This window comes from Paenibacillus sp. FSL H7-0442, assembly GCF_038593105.1.
Lineage (GTDB): Bacteria > Bacillota > Bacilli > Paenibacillales > Paenibacillaceae > Paenibacillus > Paenibacillus polymyxa_D.
Window position 1 is genome coordinate 210,004 of sequence record NZ_CP151963.1, and the last position, 18,298, is coordinate 228,301.

Annotated in this window: 17 protein-coding genes, 1 tRNA gene and 1 other RNA gene; 16 read left to right on the forward strand and 3 right to left on the reverse strand. The window is 44.9% G+C overall.

The genetic code is table 11. The features are described 5' to 3' along the window. The first annotated feature begins 63 nt into the window (after nt 1-63). The 3 genes from MHH57_RS00930 to MHH57_RS00940 all read left to right on the forward strand — a co-directional run bounded on the left by MHH57_RS00930 (nt 64) and on the right by MHH57_RS00940 (nt 2,715). Nucleotides 64-333, forward strand: a complete 270-nt coding sequence (locus MHH57_RS00930; RefSeq protein ID WP_013308257.1) for an HPr family phosphocarrier protein — start codon at nt 64-66, stop codon at nt 331-333. A gap of 271 nt (nt 334-604) precedes the next feature. Further along, on the forward strand, nt 605-1,366 hold the full coding sequence (locus MHH57_RS00935) for an SIMPL domain-containing protein (RefSeq protein ID WP_342434708.1): 762 nt from the start codon (nt 605-607) through the stop codon (nt 1,364-1,366). A 242-nt stretch (nt 1,367-1,608) separates the two neighbouring features. Next, nucleotides 1,609-2,715, forward strand: coding sequence for a DUF4163 domain-containing protein (locus MHH57_RS00940; protein ID WP_069012119.1), 1,107 nt, complete (start codon nt 1,609-1,611; stop codon nt 2,713-2,715). A 127-nt stretch (nt 2,716-2,842) separates the two neighbouring features. Here the strand turns inward: MHH57_RS00940 and clpP are convergent, their stop codons facing one another. Both clpP and MHH57_RS00950 read right to left on the reverse strand, forming a co-directional pair. Beyond that, nucleotides 2,843-3,439, reverse strand: coding sequence for an ATP-dependent Clp endopeptidase proteolytic subunit ClpP (gene clpP, locus MHH57_RS00945; protein WP_013368815.1), 597 nt, complete (start codon nt 3,437-3,439; stop codon nt 2,843-2,845). A 210-nt stretch (nt 3,440-3,649) separates the two neighbouring features. Beyond that, a tRNA-Arg gene (locus MHH57_RS00950) sits at nt 3,650-3,724 on the reverse strand. Between the two features lie 269 nt (nt 3,725-3,993). Here MHH57_RS00950 and MHH57_RS00955 point away from each other — a divergent pair. The 13 genes from MHH57_RS00955 to MHH57_RS01015 all read left to right on the forward strand — a co-directional run bounded on the left by MHH57_RS00955 (nt 3,994) and on the right by MHH57_RS01015 (nt 17,860). Further along, nucleotides 3,994-5,031: a sugar-binding domain-containing protein gene (locus MHH57_RS00955; protein WP_029518990.1), complete on the forward strand. Its 1,038-nt coding sequence runs from the start codon at nt 3,994-3,996 to the stop codon at nt 5,029-5,031. A 94-nt stretch (nt 5,032-5,125) separates the two neighbouring features. Then, nucleotides 5,126-6,136 carry a type I glyceraldehyde-3-phosphate dehydrogenase gene (gene gap, locus MHH57_RS00960; RefSeq protein ID WP_023986488.1) on the forward strand — a complete coding sequence of 337 codons (1,011 nt, stop codon included), beginning with the start codon at nt 5,126-5,128 and terminating at the stop codon, nt 6,134-6,136. A gap of 120 nt (nt 6,137-6,256) precedes the next feature. Next, nucleotides 6,257-7,438, forward strand: a complete 1,182-nt coding sequence (locus tag MHH57_RS00965; RefSeq protein WP_029518988.1) for a phosphoglycerate kinase — start codon at nt 6,257-6,259, stop codon at nt 7,436-7,438. A 59-nt stretch (nt 7,439-7,497) separates the two neighbouring features. Next, entirely contained in the window at nt 7,498-8,250 is a 753-nt protein-coding gene (gene tpiA / locus MHH57_RS00970) for a triose-phosphate isomerase (RefSeq protein ID WP_023986490.1), read from the forward strand. A 1-nt stretch (nt 8,251) separates the two neighbouring features. Continuing rightward, nucleotides 8,252-9,796 (forward strand): 2,3-bisphosphoglycerate-independent phosphoglycerate mutase, encoded by a 1,545-nt coding sequence (gene gpmI / locus MHH57_RS00975; RefSeq protein ID WP_013308265.1) that lies wholly within the window; start codon nt 8,252-8,254, stop codon nt 9,794-9,796. Between the two features lie 63 nt (nt 9,797-9,859). After that, nucleotides 9,860-11,146 carry a phosphopyruvate hydratase gene (gene eno, locus MHH57_RS00980; RefSeq protein ID WP_013308266.1) on the forward strand — a complete coding sequence of 429 codons (1,287 nt, stop codon included), beginning with the start codon at nt 9,860-9,862 and terminating at the stop codon, nt 11,144-11,146. A gap of 340 nt (nt 11,147-11,486) precedes the next feature. Continuing rightward, a complete protein-coding gene (gene secG / locus MHH57_RS00985) occupies nt 11,487-11,720 on the forward strand; it encodes a preprotein translocase subunit SecG (RefSeq protein ID WP_103048372.1) in 234 nt (77 codons plus the stop codon). A 189-nt stretch (nt 11,721-11,909) separates the two neighbouring features. After that, on the forward strand, nt 11,910-14,531 hold the full coding sequence (gene rnr / locus MHH57_RS00990) for a ribonuclease R (protein ID WP_342434709.1): 2,622 nt from the start codon (nt 11,910-11,912) through the stop codon (nt 14,529-14,531). Between the two features lie 279 nt (nt 14,532-14,810). Further along, entirely contained in the window at nt 14,811-15,290 is a 480-nt protein-coding gene (smpB, locus tag MHH57_RS00995; protein WP_013308270.1) for an SsrA-binding protein SmpB, read from the forward strand. A 250-nt stretch (nt 15,291-15,540) separates the two neighbouring features. Further along, nucleotides 15,541-15,905, forward strand: a transfer-messenger RNA (tmRNA) gene (ssrA, locus tag MHH57_RS01000). 237 nt (nt 15,906-16,142) lie between these two features. Further along, nucleotides 16,143-16,370, forward strand: coding sequence for a DUF896 domain-containing protein (locus MHH57_RS01005; protein WP_029516934.1), 228 nt, complete (start codon nt 16,143-16,145; stop codon nt 16,368-16,370). Between the two features lie 66 nt (nt 16,371-16,436). After that, nucleotides 16,437-16,835: a DoxX family protein gene (locus MHH57_RS01010; RefSeq protein ID WP_029516933.1), complete on the forward strand. Its 399-nt coding sequence runs from the start codon at nt 16,437-16,439 to the stop codon at nt 16,833-16,835. Between the two features lie 74 nt (nt 16,836-16,909). Further along, entirely contained in the window at nt 16,910-17,860 is a 951-nt protein-coding gene (locus MHH57_RS01015; protein WP_165149352.1) for a ring-cleaving dioxygenase, read from the forward strand. Between the two features lie 75 nt (nt 17,861-17,935). Here MHH57_RS01015 and MHH57_RS01020 read toward each other — a convergent pair whose 3' ends face one another. After that, nucleotides 17,936-18,268: a helix-turn-helix domain-containing protein gene (locus MHH57_RS01020; protein WP_340931164.1), complete on the reverse strand. Its 333-nt coding sequence runs from the start codon at nt 18,266-18,268 to the stop codon at nt 17,936-17,938. Nucleotides 18,269-18,298 lie beyond the last annotated feature (30 nt).

Below are 18,298 nucleotides of genomic sequence, written 5' to 3' on the forward strand. Positions count from 1 at the left end.
TAATGTGATAAATAAAATGGAGTAAGTAGTGTCCAGATTTATTTGATGAGGGGGTAAGCTGACATGTCAAAACATCCGGTAGTCGTACGTTTGAAAACAGGACTGCACGCCAGACCTGCTGCGTTGTTCGTACAGGAAGCGAATAAATATTCATCTGAGATTTTTGTGGAAAAAGATGACAAAAAGGTTAATGCCAAGAGCATCATGGGTATTATGAGTCTTGCCATCAGCACAGGTACTGAAATCAATATTAGTGCTGAAGGTGCGGATGCCGAACAGGCTGTAAACGCTTTAGTAAGTCTGGTTAGTAAGGTAGAGCTGGAAAATCAATAAACAAAGAATTGCTTGTAATATAGTGTATGATCTTAGTGAAAAGCCCCTTTGGGGCTTTTTTTATATCCAGAAAAAAATCCTTCGAACACTCCTCAGCTAACTGTTTTATTGTGGATTTATTGGATATAGAGGCCGTATTAAGTTCAAACTATAAATAATGAAAATCCTCGTGGTCATGCTCTGTTTCGGAAATTTGTACGCTTGGCTGCAACCTTTTTCCGTCTTTTCCGTCTGGAAGGTACAAACATTTACTAGAAAGAGGCTGAATTCAATGAGACTTTGGACAAAAACAGTAGCCACAGCAGTTCTCACAGGTGCATTAATAGCAGGGGGAGTAGCAGGAGGATTATGGACAGGGGCAGAGCGTGCTTATGCTGGATCAACAGCTTCGACGGTAAACGGTGTAATTAATGTGATTGGAAGCGGGGAAGTATTGGCAAAGCCCAATATTGCTTATCTCTCTATCGGTGTACAATCGGAAGGGAATACGGCAGCCGCTGCTCAAAAAGCTAATGCTACAAAATTGAACAAGGTTACACAACTGCTGAAAGAAAAGTGGAGCATCAGCGGAGATGACATTCAGACCAGCCAGTTTTATGTACAGCCTAACTACACCTATAACGAAAAAGAAGGGCAGAAGCTCAAAGGCTACACTGCCAACCATACACTTTCCGTTAAATACCGCGATTTGGATAAAATAGGTCAGTTGTTGGATGAGGCGACCAAGTCCGGAGCCAATAACGTAGATAATGTTCGTTTTTCGGTGGAAGATCCTTCGACTTATGAGGAAGAAGCCATTACTAAAGCATTGGGAAGCGCACAATCTAAAGCCAGTGCTGTAGCTAAAGCGGCCAAACGCGGATTAGGTGCTCTTGTGAATGTGACGGTAGATGGCGGAGAAGCACAAGTCTTTACACAACGTGAAAATGCCATGTCAAAATCGCTCATGGATTTAGCAGGTAGCGGGACAGACATACAATCGGGGCAAGTAACAGTGAAAGTTCAGGTGTCGGCTCAATACGAAATGAACTAATATTAGATCATCAAACGAAGCCACAAGCGGCCTGCATCATGCGCAGGCTGGCTTGCTGGCTTTTTTTGTATACCGAAACCTTTTTGTAATGAGTCTGTCATAGCTAAGGGTTATTAGGTGTACAGATTGAAATCGGGGAGTGTACAGATTGTAAACTACATACAATGGGGTATAGATATAATAAGTAAAGTGATTATTTACACATAGACAATACAGAAATAATAACAGGAGGAATACTTAATATGAATAAGCATACGAAAAAATGGGGTTCAGCACTGCTGGCAGCAGGGATTTTAGCAGGAGTTGCAGCTGTTCCCGTTTCATATATCCAGGCAGCATCGATTAAACAGCAGCAAGCGGCAACACAGCAACCAGGAATCACTATCCAATGGAATGGTAAAACGTTGCCCGCTAAAGGTGTTCAAGTGAACGGGAGTACAATGATTCCGGTGGCCGCACTGCGTGACAGCTTGGGGATTCCAGTAAGCTATGATGCGAAAGCAACGACCTATACCGTAGGTAGCGGGTACAATAAACTTTACATTATGGCTTCTTCCTCGGATGCCTACGTCAACGTCAATGGAATCAATACACGTAGTATGGATGCCAAACAGATCGCTGGGAAGCTATACATTCCTATGAGTCTGTTGAAAGACTATCTAGGCATAGATGCTCAATGGAACGCAGCTCAGAAGACAGTAACGCTAAGTAAAAGTCAGCTAAACCCGATCACAATTGCGTCTCAAACACTTCCAGCTTCGAGTAATGCGAAGGTATCTTACAAAGTTAAGTATCCGCAAATCAGCGGCAGCCAGCTGAATCCTGAGGCAGAGCAGGCCATTAACCATGTGCTTAAAAAGCATGCAGAGGGTATATTGGCAGCAGGCAAAAAGATGGTGGCTGAGGGAGAGGCTACAACAGAAAGACCATATGATTTCGAAAATGATTTTGCAATTGCCTATAACAAGGACGGTATTCTAAGTGTGATTATGCAGGATTACTCGTATATGGGTGGCGCACATGGAATGACGGTACGTAAAGGATATACGTTCTCGCTCGCTGATGGTAAACTGCTGCAGTTGTCTGACGTATTGAAGGCGAATCCAAATTACAAAAAGTTCCTCAATGCTGATTTGAAGAAAAAAATCGATGCGCTTCAGGCTGGTGAAGGATTCGGTAAATTTAAAGAGTTGGCGGCAGATCAGAATTTTTATGTGACGAACAGTGGAGTAACAATCGTGTTTGATTTGTATGATTATGCGCCATACGCGTATGGAATTCCGGAGTTTACCTACTCGTTCGGTCAACTGCTGCCTCAAGGCGGAAAGCCTTTTGCGGGACAGATTTAATAGTAGAAATGAGTAAGTTGGACTGTCTATACTCTAAAAAACAATAAAGCAAAAAAGCTGCCTACCGGATAATAACATCCGGAGCAGCTTTTTCATTTACCAGCTATCGAGAGGCAAATTTTTTCTCTTATACACCTTCTGGAGAGGAGCTAGTTAGCACTTTATCAATAATACCGTATTCTTTGGCATCATCAGCAGACATGAAGTAGTCACGGTCTGTATCTTTTTCAATACGTTCCAGTGGTTGGCCTGTGCGATCTGCGAGAATGCGGTTCAGTTTATCACGCATTTTCAGAATGCGGCGTGCGCGGATTTCGATATCCGTTGCCTGGCCTTGTGCACCACCCAGAGGTTGGTGAATCATAATTTCACTGTTTGGCAAAGCGAAACGTTTACCTTTGGCGCCTGCATTCAGCAAGAACGCGCCCATGGAAGCCGCCATACCTACACAAATCGTAGATACATCAGGTTTAATGTATTGCATCGTATCGAAAATGGCCATACCAGCTGTAATGGAACCGCCAGGACTGTTAATATACAAGTGAATATCTTTTTCAGGATCTTCGGCAGCCAAAAACAGCATTTGCGCAATTATAGAGTTGGCTACAACGTCATTGACGTCCGAGCCTAACAAAATAATGCGATCCTTTAACAGTCTGGAATAAATGTCATAGGCGCGTTCGCCGCGGTTACTTTGTTCTACTACCATAGGAACATAGCTCACGTCAAAAAACCTCCCTTAAATATCGTTAGTGGATTTGGTGGACATGCCGAGTACACGTCCCTTATTTATAAACTGTTACCGTATTAACCACATGATAAACAATTTCAAACAAAAAGTCAAAGAAAGTCAAACTAATGATTAAAAAAAAGAGCCCTCAGCGCTCTTATTGGTTAAAACATTATATAGAAGCATTTAAGCGTTCATTTAAAATGGCGCGCCCGCGAGGAATCGAACCTCGATCTCAGGCTCCGGAGGCCTACGTCATATCCGTTGGACCACGGGCGCATAGTTGATTCAATGCAAACAACTAACTAATTAAACAGCTAATTGGAAACAAAGATGATTATATGATATACAGCAGTGAATTGCAAGCTTTTATTAAATGCGCATATTCAGACAAATGGTTGAGAAATATAGGTTCAGATAGACTTGCATATGGAGCAAATATTGGTTAAGATATACGTGGGACTTAAAAAGTTATCCCGGGACGTTTTAAGACCAGTTAGAGATAGAGCATTAGAGACAGAACTTAGAAGTGTGCGGGAGTGGAAAGCATGCGAAAGATATTAGAAATACAGAAGCAGCTTCTGCCCGACCTCATGGATGTTTTGAAAAAAAGGTACACGATCCTGCATCAGATTATGCTGTCCGATGTTGTTGGACGCAGAACACTGGCAGCTTCACTGAACATGACCGAGCGCGTGTTGCGCGCCGAAACCGATCTTCTTAAAGCTCAGGGGCTAATTGAGATTGAGAGTGTAGGCATGAAGGTGAGCAAAGCAGGACTGGATCTGCTGGAACAGCTGGAGCCGATTGCGAACAACTTGTTCGGCCTGTCCCAATTGGAGGACCAGATTCGTCAAGCCTATGGTTTGAGGAAGGTGGTTGTCGTTCCAGGGGATTCGGATGTTTCTCCGTTAACAAAGCAGGAGCTGGGGCGCGCTGGAGCAAAAGCGTTGCTAAGTGTTATGGACGACGAGGATGTGGTCGCTGTAACAGGTGGCACGACGATTGCAGACGTGGCGGAACAACTGGCATTGCCTTCTAATGGCCCCCTTAAGGGTGGGTGGTTTGTACCGGCACGCGGGGGTTTGGGAGAAAGCATGGAAATGCAGGCCAACACAATTGCTTCCACAATGGCTCGCAAGGTCGGCGCTCAATACCGTCTGCTCCATGTACCGGATTTGCTCAGCAATCATGCTTACAACTCCTTGCTTGAAGATACGAACATTCAGGATATATTGAGCCTGATTCGCGAGAGTCGTATCATCATTCACGGGATAGGCAACGCCATAGCGATGGCACATAGACGTAAACTTGATCCCGAAACCTTTGCCCAGATCAGCAGTGAAGGGGCGGTAGCCGAATCGTTTGGTTATTATTTTAACGAAGATGGCGTCGTTGTTCACAGAATGCTGACGCTTGGACTCCGATTGGAGGACATTAGGCGTACCGATACGGTTCTAGGTGTAGCTGGAGGCAAGAACAAGGCGGCCGCTATTCATGCGGTACTGCGTTTCGGGCAAGAAGACATTCTAGTCACCGACGAAGGCGCTGCTGTTGAGATTGTAAGTCGTTATTTAAATGATTAATATAGGATTTATGAATCGTGTTGTCTTGACAGGCTTTCGGGTCTGTCTTGAATATATAAAACTAAACTAAACGAACTTTGGGAGGAACTCACTCATGACAGTTAAAGTTGGTATTAATGGTTTCGGACGTATTGGACGCCTTGCTTTCCGTCGGATTCAAAACGTGGAAGGTATTGAAGTAGTAGCAATCAATGACTTGACAGATTCCAAAATGTTGGCACATTTGTTGAAATATGATACAACACAAGGTAATTTCCAAGGACAAGTAGAAGTACATGATGGCTTCTTCAAAGTAAACGGTAAAGAAGTTAAAGTTTTGGCTAACCGCAACCCTGAAGAACTCCCTTGGGGAGACCTGGGTGTAGACATCGTTCTGGAATGCACAGGTTTCTTCACAACTAAAGAAGCTGCTGAGAAACATTTGAAAGGCGGCGCTAAAAAAGTTGTTATCTCCGCTCCAGCTACTGGCGACATGAAAACTGTCGTTTACAACGTAAACCATGAAATTCTGGATGGAACTGAAACTGTAATCTCTGGTGCTTCTTGCACAACGAACTGCCTGGCTCCTATGGCTAAAACACTGCAAGATAAATTTGGTATCGTTGAAGGTTTGATGACTACAATTCATGCTTACACTGGCGACCAAAACACTTTGGATGCTCCACATGCTAAAGGTGACTTCCGTCGTGCTCGTGCAGCAGCTGAAAACATCATTCCTAACACAACTGGTGCTGCTAAAGCAATCGGTTTGGTTATCCCTGAGTTGAAAGGTAAATTGGATGGCGCGGCTCAACGTGTTCCAGTACCTACAGGTTCCCTGACTGAGTTGGTAACAGTTCTGGAGAAAAACGTAACTGCTGAAGAAATCAACGCAGCGATGAAAGAAGCTTCCGATCCTGAAACTTATGGATACACTGAAGATCAAATCGTTTCTTCCGACATCAAAGGTCTTACTTTCGGTTCTTTGTTTGATGCAACTCAAACTAAAGTTCTGACTGTTGGCGACAAACAACTGGTGAAAACTGTAGCTTGGTATGACAATGAAATGTCCTACACTGCACAATTGATCCGCACGTTGGAATACTTCGCTAAACTGGCTAAATAAGAACTTCCTTATTAGCAACATCATAGAGCGGAAACAGGTTATTGTTTCCGCTCTTTATATATCAAAATGTGCCTTAAATTCCTGTTTCGTAAAATTATAAGGGTGCGGAGGAATATGGAGATGAATAAAAAGAGCGTACGTGATATAGAACTGAATGGAAAACGGGTGTTTGTTCGTGTAGATTTTAACGTTCCGGTCGAAGACGGTAAAATTACAGATGACAAGCGTATTCGTGAAACCTTGCCAACGATTAATTACCTGATTGAAAAAGGTGCAAAAGTTATTTTGGCGAGTCACTTTGGACGTCCAAAAGGTCAGGTTGTTGAATCCATGCGTCTGACTCCTGTTGGTGTACGTTTGTCTGAACTGCTGAAAAAGCCAGTAGTTAAAGTGGACGAAGCAGTAGGCGAAGCTGTTAAAGCGAAAGTGGCTGAACTGCAAAACGGCGACGTGCTGTTGCTTGAAAATGTACGTTTCTATGCAGGAGAAGAAAAGAATGATCCTGAGTTGGCGAAGCAATTTGCTGAATTGGCTGACGTTTTCGTGAATGACGCATTCGGCGCAGCACACCGTGCTCATGCTTCCACTGAAGGTATCGCTCATATTCTTCCGGCTGTTTCCGGCCTGCTGATGGAAAAAGAATTGTCTGTTATTGGTAAAGCTCTGTCGAATCCAGATCGTCCTTTTACAGCCATTATCGGCGGTTCCAAAGTAAAAGACAAAATCGACGTGATCGACAACCTGCTGAACATTGCAGATAACGTAATCATTGGTGGCGGTTTGACTTATACATTCTTCAAAGCTCAAGGTTATGAAGTGGGTCAATCTTTGCTGGATGAATCCAAACTGGACGTAGCTCTTGGATTTATCGAAAAAGCGAAGAAACTCGGCAAAAACTTCTATCTTCCGGTGGATATTGTTGTGTCTGACGATTTCAGCGCTACGGCGAACACAGATATTGTGGATATCGACGGCATTCCTGCAGCTTGGGAAGGCGTGGACATCGGACCAAAAACACGTAAAATCTATGCAGATGTGATCAAAAACTCCAAACTGGTTGTATGGAACGGACCAATGGGCGTATTTGAAATCGAACCTTTCGCTGGTGGTACTCGTGAAGTAGCGGAAGCTTGCGCAACAACAGAAGCATACACCATCATTGGTGGCGGTGATTCTGCGGCTGCGGCTGAAAAATTCCACTTGGCTGACAAGATGGACCATATCTCCACTGGCGGCGGCGCATCTCTGGAATTTATGGAAGGCAAAGCACTTCCGGGTGTTGTTGCACTGAATGATAAATAATCAAACGCACTATGCGTGAATAAAGCTTTAGGGCACCTAATAGTTAGGAGTTGAAACCATTGAGAACACCGATTATCGCGGGTAACTGGAAGATGTTTAAAACCGTACCAGAAGCTAAAACTTTCATCGAAGAGATCAAAGGCAAAGCAGAGGTTGCAGGAGTGGAAAGCGTGATTTGCGCACCATTTACGAATCTTCCTGCTCTGGTTGAAGCAGTAAAAGGCACGTCTATTAAAATTGGCGCACAAAACCTGCACTTTGCAGAAGATGGTGCATTTACAGGTGAAATTAGCGGCGGAATGCTGAAAGATCTGGGCGTAGACTACGTTGTGATCGGACACTCCGAACGTCGTGAATATTTTAATGAAACAGACGAAACGGTGAACAAAAAGGTTCATGCGGCATTCCGTCATGACCTGACTCCAATCGTATGTGTAGGCGAAAAGCTGGAAGATCGTGAAGCTGGACAAACCAAAGAAGTTGTAAAAGTGCAAACTGTAGCAGCTTTTGCTGGTTTGGCTAAGGATCAGGCTGCACAAGTAGTTGTTGCTTATGAGCCAATCTGGGCCATCGGAACAGGCAAATCCTCCACTTCGCAGGATGCGAATGAAGTGATTTCCTATATCCGCAGTCTGATTAAAGAGCTGTATGATGAAAATACAGCAAATGCTGTACGTATTCAGTATGGTGGTAGTGTAAAACCTGAAAATGTTACTGAGTACCTGGGTCAAAGCGATATCGACGGCGCGCTCGTGGGCGGTGCCAGTCTTCAACCGGCGTCGTACATCGCGCTTGTTGAGGGGGCGAAGTAAGATGACAGCACCAAAACCGGTAGCTTTAATTATTATGGACGGGTTCGGACTGCGTGACACCGTGGAAGGCAATGCGGTTGCACAGGCCAACAAACCGAATTACGACCGGTATTTACAACAGTATCCTCATACGACGCTGACGGCTTCTGGCGAAGCAGTAGGTTTGCCGGAAGGACAAATGGGTAACTCTGAAGTGGGTCACTTGAACATCGGCGCAGGCCGTATCGTATATCAAGACTTGACTCGTATTTCGAAGTCCATCCGTGAAGGTGAATTCTACGACAATGAAACACTGGTTAAAGCAGTGCAACATGCCAAGAAGAACAACACGAAACTTCACCTGTACGGACTTCTGTCCGACGGCGGCGTGCATAGCCATATCAGCCATCTGTTCGCTATGCTGGACTTGGCGAAAAAAGAAGGCCTAACAGAAGTGTACATTCATGCTTTCATGGATGGACGCGACGTTATGCCAGACAGCGGCGTAGGCTTCATGCAGCAGCTGATCGCTAAAATTCAAGAAGTGGGCGTAGGTAAAATTGCGACTGTACAAGGACGCTATTATGCTATGGACCGCGACAAACGTTGGGAACGTGTAGAGAAATCTTACCGTGCAATCGTATACGGAGAAGGACCTCAATACACAGATCCAATGGAAGCATTGAAAGAATCGTATGAAAAATCAGTGTTCGACGAATTTGTGGAGCCAACTGTTATTGTGAAGGCTGACGGAAGTCCTGTAGGGCTGGTCGAAAGCAATGACTCTGTTATCTTCCTCAACTTCCGTCCTGACCGTGCGATTCAACTGTCTCAGGTATTTACAAACGCGGACTTCCGTGGTTTTGACCGTGGCCCGAAATGGCCTAAAGATTTGCACTTTGTTTGCCTGACGTTGTTCAGCGAAACGGTTGAGGGCTTTGTAGCTTACGAACCGAAAAATCTGGATAACACGTTTGGTGAAGTGTTGGTTCAAAACAACAAGAAGCAATTGCGTATTGCTGAGACTGAAAAATATCCGCACGTTACTTTCTTTTTCAGTGGCGGACGTGATGTGGAGCTTCCTGGCGAAACTCGTATTTTGATCAACTCGCCTAAAGTGGCTACATATGACTTGCAGCCGGAAATGAGTGCGTATGAAGTAGCGGATGCTGCTGTTAAGGAAATCGAAGCCGACAAGCATGATGCGATTATCCTGAACTTTGCCAATCCGGATATGGTTGGACACTCCGGTATGCTGGAGCCAACGATTAAGGCGGTAGAGACGACGGATGAATGTGTTGGACGTGTTGTAGATGCGGTTAAAGCCAAAGGTGGCGTGGTTATTATCATTGCCGACCATGGTAATGCGGATATGGAAATTGATGAGCAGGGACGTCCGTTCACAGCTCACACAACGAATCCGGTTCCGTTCATTTTGACTGACGAGAATATCGTTTTGCGTGAGCATGGAATACTGGCTGACGTAGCTCCAACGCTTCTGGATTTGATGCAACTTCCGCAACCTGCGGAAATGACAGGAAAATCTATGATTGCATCCCGCAAGTAAGCTTGATTTAATAAGTATAGGCTTGACCAATAAATCATGATTCACAAAGGAGATTAAGTACAAATGACTATTATTTCTGACGTGTACGCTCGCGAAGTCCTCGACTCCCGTGGTAACCCTACGGTTGAAGTTGAAGTATATCTGGAATCCGGTGCTATCGGTAGTGCTATCGTTCCTTCCGGTGCCTCCACAGGCGCTCACGAAGCTGTAGAACTTCGTGATAACGACAAATCCCGTTACCTGGGTAAAGGCGTTCTGCAAGCTGTTAAAAACGTGAACGAAATTATTGCTCCTGAAGTAATCGGCTTGGATGCTGTGAACCAAGTAGAAATCGACACGCTGATGATCAAATTGGATGGTACACATAACAAAGGTAAATTGGGTGCAAACGCAATTCTGGCAGTATCCATGGCTGTAGCTCGCGCTGCTGCTGAAGCTCTGGGCTTGCCACTGTACACTTACCTGGGCGGATTCAATGCTAAACAATTGCCAGTACCAATGATGAACATCGTTAACGGTGGCGCTCATGCCGACAATAACGTTGACGTACAAGAGTTCATGGTTCTGCCTGTAGGCGCTCCTACATTCAAAGAAGCTCTGCGTGTAGGCGCAGAAATCTTCCACAACCTGAAATCCGTACTGAACTCCAAAGGTTTGAACACAGCTGTTGGTGATGAAGGTGGTTTTGCTCCTAACTTCAAATCTAACGAAGAAGCTCTGTCCACTATTATCGAAGCGATCGAAAAAGCTGGTTACAAACCAGGTGTTGACGTATTCCTCGGTATGGACGTTGCTTCCACTGAGTTCTTCAAAGATGGAAAATATACTTTGGAAGGCGAAGGCAAATCCTTCACTTCTGCTGAGTTCGTTGACCTGCTTGCTTCTTGGGTTGATAAATACCCAATCATCACTATTGAAGATGGTTGCTCCGAAGATGACTGGGAAGGTTGGAAATTGCTCACTGAAAAATTGGGCAACAAAATCCAATTGGTTGGTGACGACCTGTTCGTAACAAACACAGAGCGTCTGGCTAAAGGTATCGATGAAAACATCGGTAACTCCATCCTGATCAAAGTAAACCAAATCGGTACGCTGACTGAAACATTCGATGCTATCGAATTGGCTAAACGTGCAGGATACACAGCTGTTATCTCTCACCGTTCCGGTGAATCCGAAGACAGCACAATCGCTGATATCGCTGTTGCAACAAATGCAGGCCAAATTAAAACAGGTGCTCCTTCCCGTACTGACCGTATTGCGAAGTACAACCAATTGCTCCGCATTGAGGATCAACTGGGTGAACTGGCTCAATACCACGGCCTGAAATCTTTCTACAACCTGAAAAAATAATATTGCGCAAAAATGCTGATGGCGTCTCTGACCCATGGTTTATGATCATGAAGTCTGAACGCTCAAAGCTTTTACGCATGAATAAAACAGGCCTACTCGCCACCGCGAGCAGGTCTGTTTTTTGTTATTATGGATGTGTATGAGAATTTATAACTTTGCAAAGGCTTAATGGCTGAGTGACTTGCTATAGCTGTTGTTATCTACTGGAAGCTGTGGTAGAATAAAAATAGTGTTTTGCGTTAATCTCCGGCTATTTATAACATGATATGTACATGTTTTCATAAAAGAGGCTGTGTTGTTTTGCAAAACAGATGTATAAGCTCAGGAGGTGGGATTTTTCATGGAAATCTTTTTGAAAGTGCTGCTCGTTGTGTTCTCGATTGCTGTTATTGCGGTTGTTTTACTGCAAAAGGGGAAAAGCGCAGGTTTGTCCGGTGCCATCTCTGGCGGTGCTGAGCATCTGTTCGGCAAGACAAAAGCTCGCGGTATGGATTTGATTTTACAACGCGCAACTGCTGTTTTGGGTGCGGGTTTCATGATCATTTCTGTTTTAGTTGCATTTTTTGCAAAATAAGATAAATATGTACCTTAAGCCTTCGTTTCGCGGGAAACGGGGGCTTTTTTTAGATTTTGGACAGGCAGGGATGCCGTCGATTAAATTCGTGTATACTAGGGTATGAGTATATTAAGAGCCTTGTATCAGGAGCAAGGACATGCGGATTTTATTACTGAAAATTAAAGGTCACCCGAGGTGGACAATATTATGATAACAGAGCAACAACTACTCGATTTTATGCGCGAGACCGCATACAAACCCATGACTTACCAGGAGCTGGAGCAGCATTTTGATATTAAGGATGCCGAAGATTTCCGTGAATTTCTTAAGCTTTTGAATGCCTTGGAGGAAGAGGGGAAAATTCTGCTGACCCGCACAAACCGTTATGGCGTGCCGGAACGGATGGATTTGCAGCGTGGGCGTTTGCAGGCTCATGCCAAGGGATTTGCTTTTTTGATTCCAGAGGACCGGGAGCACCCGGATGTATATATTCATGCTAACGACTTAAAGAGTGCGATGAATGGAGATACGGTACTGGTAAGAGTGACGTCGAAGGGACCTGCGGGTGGCCGATTAGAAGGCGAAGTTGTGCGGATCGTGAAGCGCGCAGTGCTTCAAGTAGTAGGCGTGTTTCAGAGCCACGAAGCATACGGTTTTGTTTTGCCGGATGATAAGCGCATTAACCGGGATATTTTCATTCCAAAGGATAGCTTCAACGGAGCTGTGAACGGGCAAAAGGTCGTTGTGCGCATTGTGAGCTATCCAGAAGGACGAGCTGCGGCGGAAGGCGAAGTGTTGGAGGTTTTGGGTCATAAGGATGATCCAGGCGTTGACATTTTGTCCGTTATTCGCAAGCATCAGCTTCCGGAAGCTTTTCCAGATGAAGTGACAGAGGAAGCCGAGAATGCTCCCGACGCGATTACAGAAGAAGAGATTGTACGTCAGGGGCGGCGCGATCTGCGTGATAAGATCATTGTTACCATTGATGGTGAGGATGCCAAAGACCTGGATGATGCTGTAAATGTAGAGCGCTTGCCGAACGGAAATTACCGTCTGGGCGTTCATATTGCCGACGTAGGTTATTATGTGCGTGAGAACTCCAAGCTGGATCAGGAGGCATATAACCGCGGTTGTAGCGTGTATTTGGTTGACCGTGTCATTCCTATGCTTCCACATCGACTTTCAAACGGAATATGTTCTTTGAATCCACAGGTGGATCGACTGACTTTATCCTGTGAGATGGAATTCAATGAGCATATGAAGGTTGTAAAGCATGATATTTTCACCAGTGTGATTAAAACGAAGGAACGGATGACGTACACTAACGTTCGCAAAATCCTCGAAGAGGAAGATGCTGAACTGATGGAACGGTACAAGGATCTGGTTGATGTATTCGGCACGATGAAGGAATTGGCATTGAAGCTGCGTGCTAATCGAATGCGCCGAGGTGCAGTTGATTTTGATTTTGATGAAGCCAAAGTGATTGTTGATGATGAAGGTAAAGCTGTCGATATTGTGAAGAGGGATCGTACGATAGCTGAACAAATTATTGAAGAGTTTATGTTGGCGGCCAATGAAACGGTAGCTGAACATTTCCATTGGCTCAAAGTACCTTTCTTGTACCGGATTCATGAGGACCCAGATCCAGAGAAGCTGCAAAACTTTATGGCTTTCGCAGCTAATTTTGGGCATCAGATCAAAGGTAGAGGGAATTCCATTCATCCGCGTGCACTGCAAACGTTGCTGGAAGACATTCAGGGTACGAAGGAGCAAACCGTGCTTAGCACGATGATGCTGCGTTCGATGAAGCAGGCAAAGTATGATGCGGAGTCGACAGGACATTTTGGATTGGCAGCGGAGTATTACTCTCATTTTACATCGCCGATCCGTCGTTACCCTGACTTGGTGATTCACCGTGTCATTCGTGAGGTATTGGAGAATGGCGGGGCTTTAACAGCCGAGCGTCAGGAATATTTGACTGCACGTATGCCTGATATTGCGCAGCAATCTTCCGAGCGTGAGCGTGTAGCTGTGGATGCAGAGCGTGATACAGAGCAGATGAAAAAGGCTGAGTACATGCTGGATAAGGTCGGCGAGGAATTCGAGGGAATCATCAGCAGTGTAACCAGCTTCGGAATGTTCATTGAGCTCGACAATACAGTGGAGGGTCTGACGCGTCTGAGTGCGCTTACGGATGACTATTATCATTTTGACGAGCAGCATATGGCGTTGATCGGCGAACGCACCTCCAAGGTGTTCCGCATTGGAGATGAGGTTAAGGTTCGGGTCGCACGTGTGAACATGGAAGATTACACAATTGACTTTGAACTTGTCGATATGAAGCAACGGCAACGCCGTGAACGGACGGGCGGTACAGGACAAGGCGGAGACTTTGCGCGTGGCGAGAGCCGTGGTAAAGGCAAAGGCCGCGAAGGGCGTGACCGCAAGGGCGGCAAGGACAAGGCTGGCAGGGAGCGTAAAGGCGGTCGTGATGCTGCCGGGAAGCCTAAAGAAGCTGGTTCAGGCGTAGGTGGCGGAGGTATTAGCACCGCAGGTCGTTCAGGGCGCGGCGGTGGAAACGGAGCTGGAGCCGGCTCAGCTAGCAGCTTCGGCTTTGGCAGTGGCAAGGGCGGGTATAACTCGCCAGCATCCGGGGCAAGCAAGCGTCGGAAGAAGACGTCTGCCAGCGGTATTTTCATCGGGGGAGCAGCTACACCAGGTAGTGATGCCAGACCAAACGGTGAAGGCGCAGCACGTCGCAAGCGGAAGAATAAGGGCGGAAGTGGCGGCAATAGCACCGCGGGCTTTGTGCGGAAAAAGAAGAAGTAGGTAGCTAGAGCTTACTTACTTTGAAGGCTGGAGCTTTCATTGCAGTGTATGAAGCTGATTTGAAGCATAGGTATACGTGCGGTTTCTGTCTGCTGTATTGGATGGAAGCCGCTTGGTTCTAAGTGTGATATAAGTGCAGTTAGAAATGTAGAAGGCTTGACCTTTCTTGCTTTTACCATCTGAAATTTGTTACAATATATTTCTAGGTGGCTCTTTGTAGCCGGATTTTGATGCCTGGATTTAAAGAGTGAATTACGTTATTCATAAGGAGTGGTATTCATGGGTAAGAAGGCAGACGGGAAAGTGCTCGCCCAGAACAAAAAAGCTTCCCATGACTATTTTATTGAGGACACTTACGAGGCGGGCATGGTGCTAACGGGAACAGAAATTAAGTCTCTACGGAATGGTCGCTCTAATATAAGTGATGCATTTGCTACGATCCGTAATGGCGAAATTCATATTCACAATATGCATATCAGTCCTTTTGAGCAAGGTAATCGTAATAATCCTACTGATCCGACGCGTACGCGTAAGCTACTGTTGCATAAAGAGCAGATTCGCAAACTTATCGGATTGTCCAAACAGGAAGGCTACACGATTGTTCCGTTAAAGATTTATGTTCGAAATGGTTATGCCAAGCTTTTGCTCGGACTGGGTAGAGGTAAAAAGCAGTATGATAAACGTGATGCTGCCGCTAAACGCGATGCACAACGTGATATCCAACGTGCTTTACGTGAGAAGCAGAAAATTGCGAGATAAGTTATTGTATTATTGGTTATGGTACAAATTACGTGGAGAAGTTACTTGTTCCTGTAATGGTGCTATTTTATAAGGCTTAAATGGCTTCATTTCGTTTCGTAATGACCTGTAATATGGTATACTAACGAAGTAGTCAATTTTAAAGCTTTTAACTTTGTTCGAGTGTTGAATCTTAGAATTCAGCTTTTGATATTATGCATGCTTATGCTCCGGTATTTCCGGATTTATCCGTGGAGCCCTTTTATAATAAGGGGGCGTTTATGGATTCGACGGGGATAGTTCGAGCATGGGTAGCGGGTAGTGGGGACGCGTCCGCTTCATCAACGCTAAAGCCTATTAAACGGCAAACAACAAAACAACTACGCTTTCGCAGCCTAAGAAACTGTGTGCGTGCTTCTACTCTGCATCGCCCATGTGACAGGGATAGGGGCTAACAAATAGTGGGATACGCTGTCTCATCTCCGCCTGCGGTGAGCTGAAGAAGATAATCAGGCTGACCCAACGTATAGCCGGTTACGGGGCGATACTCGGGTGACATCAAAACTGTGACTACACCCGTAGAAGCTTATGTGTCGTTATCTTCGGACAGGGGTTCGACTCCCCTCGCCTCCATTTGAGTAAGACAAGAAAGCCATCAGCCCGTGATTCTGGTTGGTGGCTTTTTATTATGGCTCTAGTAATTGAGTTGAAAGGTTTTACACAACTTGTAGCTTAAAGGTGTCTCTAAGTGTTCTGGCTGCTTTTCTTTTCGAAAAAGTATTGACACGGATAGAAAAGTATTATATCTTTATATCAAGATAAATAAATTAAAGATAAAAGTGATCATAAAATTTTGAATAGGGAGGTATATACATGATTACCATTTTAGAAAGAATTAATCAGCTTGCAAAAAAAGCGAAAGAAGTTGGGTTGACTGAAATTGAAAAAATGGAACAAACCGATCTTCGCAAAGAATACCTTCAAATCTTTCGGGGCTCTGTACAAAGCATTCTCTTGAATGCTACGATCTATGATCCGAATGGAGATGATGTTACTCCTGAAAAACTTAGAAAAGAACAGGCTCGAGTCGCTAAGCAATAGATTTAATTTTATTTAATATCTCTAATTTAATAATCTTAAAATAATATAATATGGAGAGTGATTCTTATGTTGGCAAGTGGATTGTTATTGATACGTTTGGTGGTTGGATTATTATTGGTGGGGCATGGAGCGCAGAAGCTTTTTGGGTGGTTTGGCGGCTATGGTCCAAAGGGTACGGGCGGTTGGATGGAATCGATTGGCATTAAGCCCGGAGTATTCATGGCAGTGGCTGCTGGGTTGATGGAATTGTTGGGAGGAGCTCTATTTGCTGTGGGATTGCTCACTCCACTGGCTGCATTGTTGATTACGGCGACTATGCTCGGAGCAATTTTCAAAGTACATGGCCAAAACGGGATCTGGGCAACGGCTAATGGCTATGAATATCCGCTAGTTCTTATTGCAGTTGTAATCGGTATTGCGTTGACAGGAGCAGGTTCATATTCCATTGATGCAATACTTAGATAAAACATGATGTTTAGGTCATTAAAAGTCATCAATAACAAAAAATAAAGGTTCCTACGATTAAAGGAGGGTTTCATATGTCACTTCAAACTACAGGTATCCATCATATTACTGCTTTTGCCGGTAATCCGCAGGAAAATGTCGACTTCTATGCCGGCGTCCTGGGACTTCGGTTAGTGAAGAAAACGATCAACTTCGATGCTCCTGAGGTTTACCACTTGTACTTTGGCAACGATGCAGGGAGTCCTGGAACGATCATTACCTTTTTTCCTGCACCAGGAACTCCCAAAGGGCGAATCGGAGGAGGCCAGGTGGGCATAACCTCGTATGTAGTACCCCCAGGTTCACTTGATTTTTGGCAGCATCGTTTGCAAAGCTTGGATATTCAAGTTACGAAAACGAGCCGTTTTTCTGAACAATATCTTCAATTCGAGGATAATGAGGGTTTACGTCTTGAGCTTGTTGAACGTGAAGAGGGAGCGAATAGTACTTGGTCTTACGGTGGCATTTCAGCCGATAAAGCAATTAAGGGGTTTGGAGGTGCCGTGCTATTTAGTGTCAATCCACAGAGAACGATGGATGCATTGGAGAGCATACTCGGATTTACGAAAATCGCTGAAGACGCCGAATATGCGCGTTATCAGTCCGTAGGAGAAATCGGCAACATCGTGGATGTCCCACTCGCCAAAATAGGTCTAGGCTTTGGTGGAGCAGGCACGGTACATCACATTGCATGGCGTGCAAAAGACTTCGAACAACATGAAGAATGGAGAAGCGCAGTCCAGCATTATGGCTATCAGCCGACTCCAATCATAGACCGCCAATATTTTAATGCTATATATTTCAGAGAAGCGGGCGGCATCCTATTTGAAATTGCTACAGATCCACCGGGATTTGCTAACGATGAACCTGCTGAATCTATGGGGCAGAAATTAATGCTACCAGAGTGGTATGAACCGCAACAGGCTCAAATCGAGGCGAATCTGCATCCTATTAAAGTGAGAACATTAACTGGAAAACAACAGTAAACGAAACGGCTATTGTTTCGCCCCCAGAGGAAACAGGATTAAACCTACTTTGACAAAATTGGTCATAGTGGGTTTTCATTTTTTCGAGTGCTCCAGATGAACCTCCCCCCAATCATACATACTGCGCAATATGGGGACGAAATTTGCTCCGTGAGCTGTTAGCGAGTATTCAACACGGGGAGGGATTTCTTTGAATACTTCCCGATGCACAAACCCGTCTTCTTCTAATTCTCTTAGCTGCTTGGTTAACATCGCTTGTGTGATATCAGGAAAGGCGCGTTTAATCTCACCGAATCTTCTGGTACCACGGGACAGAAACCATAAAAGCACTATTTTCCATTTGCCTCCAATGATTTTCTGAACCTTTGTTAAGGGGCAATCTGTAAAATGATTCAGATTCTCACTCATTTATTCCATCTCCTCCTCGTTTGTATCCCA

Coding starts and splice junctions, on each gene's coding strand:
- MHH57_RS00930 (WP_013308257.1), top strand. CDS start 64: ATGTCAAAACATCCGGTAGTCGTACGTTTGAAAACAGGACTGCACGCC.
- MHH57_RS00935 (WP_342434708.1), top strand. CDS start 605: ATGAGACTTTGGACAAAAACAGTAGCCACAGCAGTTCTCACAGGTGCA.
- MHH57_RS00940 (WP_069012119.1), top strand. CDS start 1,609: ATGAATAAGCATACGAAAAAATGGGGTTCAGCACTGCTGGCAGCAGGG.
- MHH57_RS00955 (WP_029518990.1), top strand. CDS start 3,994: ATGCGAAAGATATTAGAAATACAGAAGCAGCTTCTGCCCGACCTCATG.
- gap (WP_023986488.1), top strand. CDS start 5,126: ATGACAGTTAAAGTTGGTATTAATGGTTTCGGACGTATTGGACGCCTT.
- MHH57_RS00965 (WP_029518988.1), top strand. CDS start 6,257: ATGAATAAAAAGAGCGTACGTGATATAGAACTGAATGGAAAACGGGTG.
- gpmI (WP_013308265.1), top strand. CDS start 8,252: ATGACAGCACCAAAACCGGTAGCTTTAATTATTATGGACGGGTTCGGA.
- eno (WP_013308266.1), top strand. CDS start 9,860: ATGACTATTATTTCTGACGTGTACGCTCGCGAAGTCCTCGACTCCCGT.
- secG (WP_103048372.1), top strand. CDS start 11,487: ATGGAAATCTTTTTGAAAGTGCTGCTCGTTGTGTTCTCGATTGCTGTT.
- rnr (WP_342434709.1), top strand. CDS start 11,910: ATGATAACAGAGCAACAACTACTCGATTTTATGCGCGAGACCGCATAC.
- smpB (WP_013308270.1), top strand. CDS start 14,811: ATGGGTAAGAAGGCAGACGGGAAAGTGCTCGCCCAGAACAAAAAAGCT.
- MHH57_RS01005 (WP_029516934.1), top strand. CDS start 16,143: ATGATTACCATTTTAGAAAGAATTAATCAGCTTGCAAAAAAAGCGAAA.
- MHH57_RS01010 (WP_029516933.1), top strand. CDS start 16,437: ATGTTGGCAAGTGGATTGTTATTGATACGTTTGGTGGTTGGATTATTA.
- MHH57_RS01015 (WP_165149352.1), top strand. CDS start 16,910: ATGTCACTTCAAACTACAGGTATCCATCATATTACTGCTTTTGCCGGT.
- MHH57_RS01020 (WP_340931164.1), bottom strand. CDS start 18,268: ATGAGTGAGAATCTGAATCATTTTACAGATTGCCCCTTAACAAAGGTT.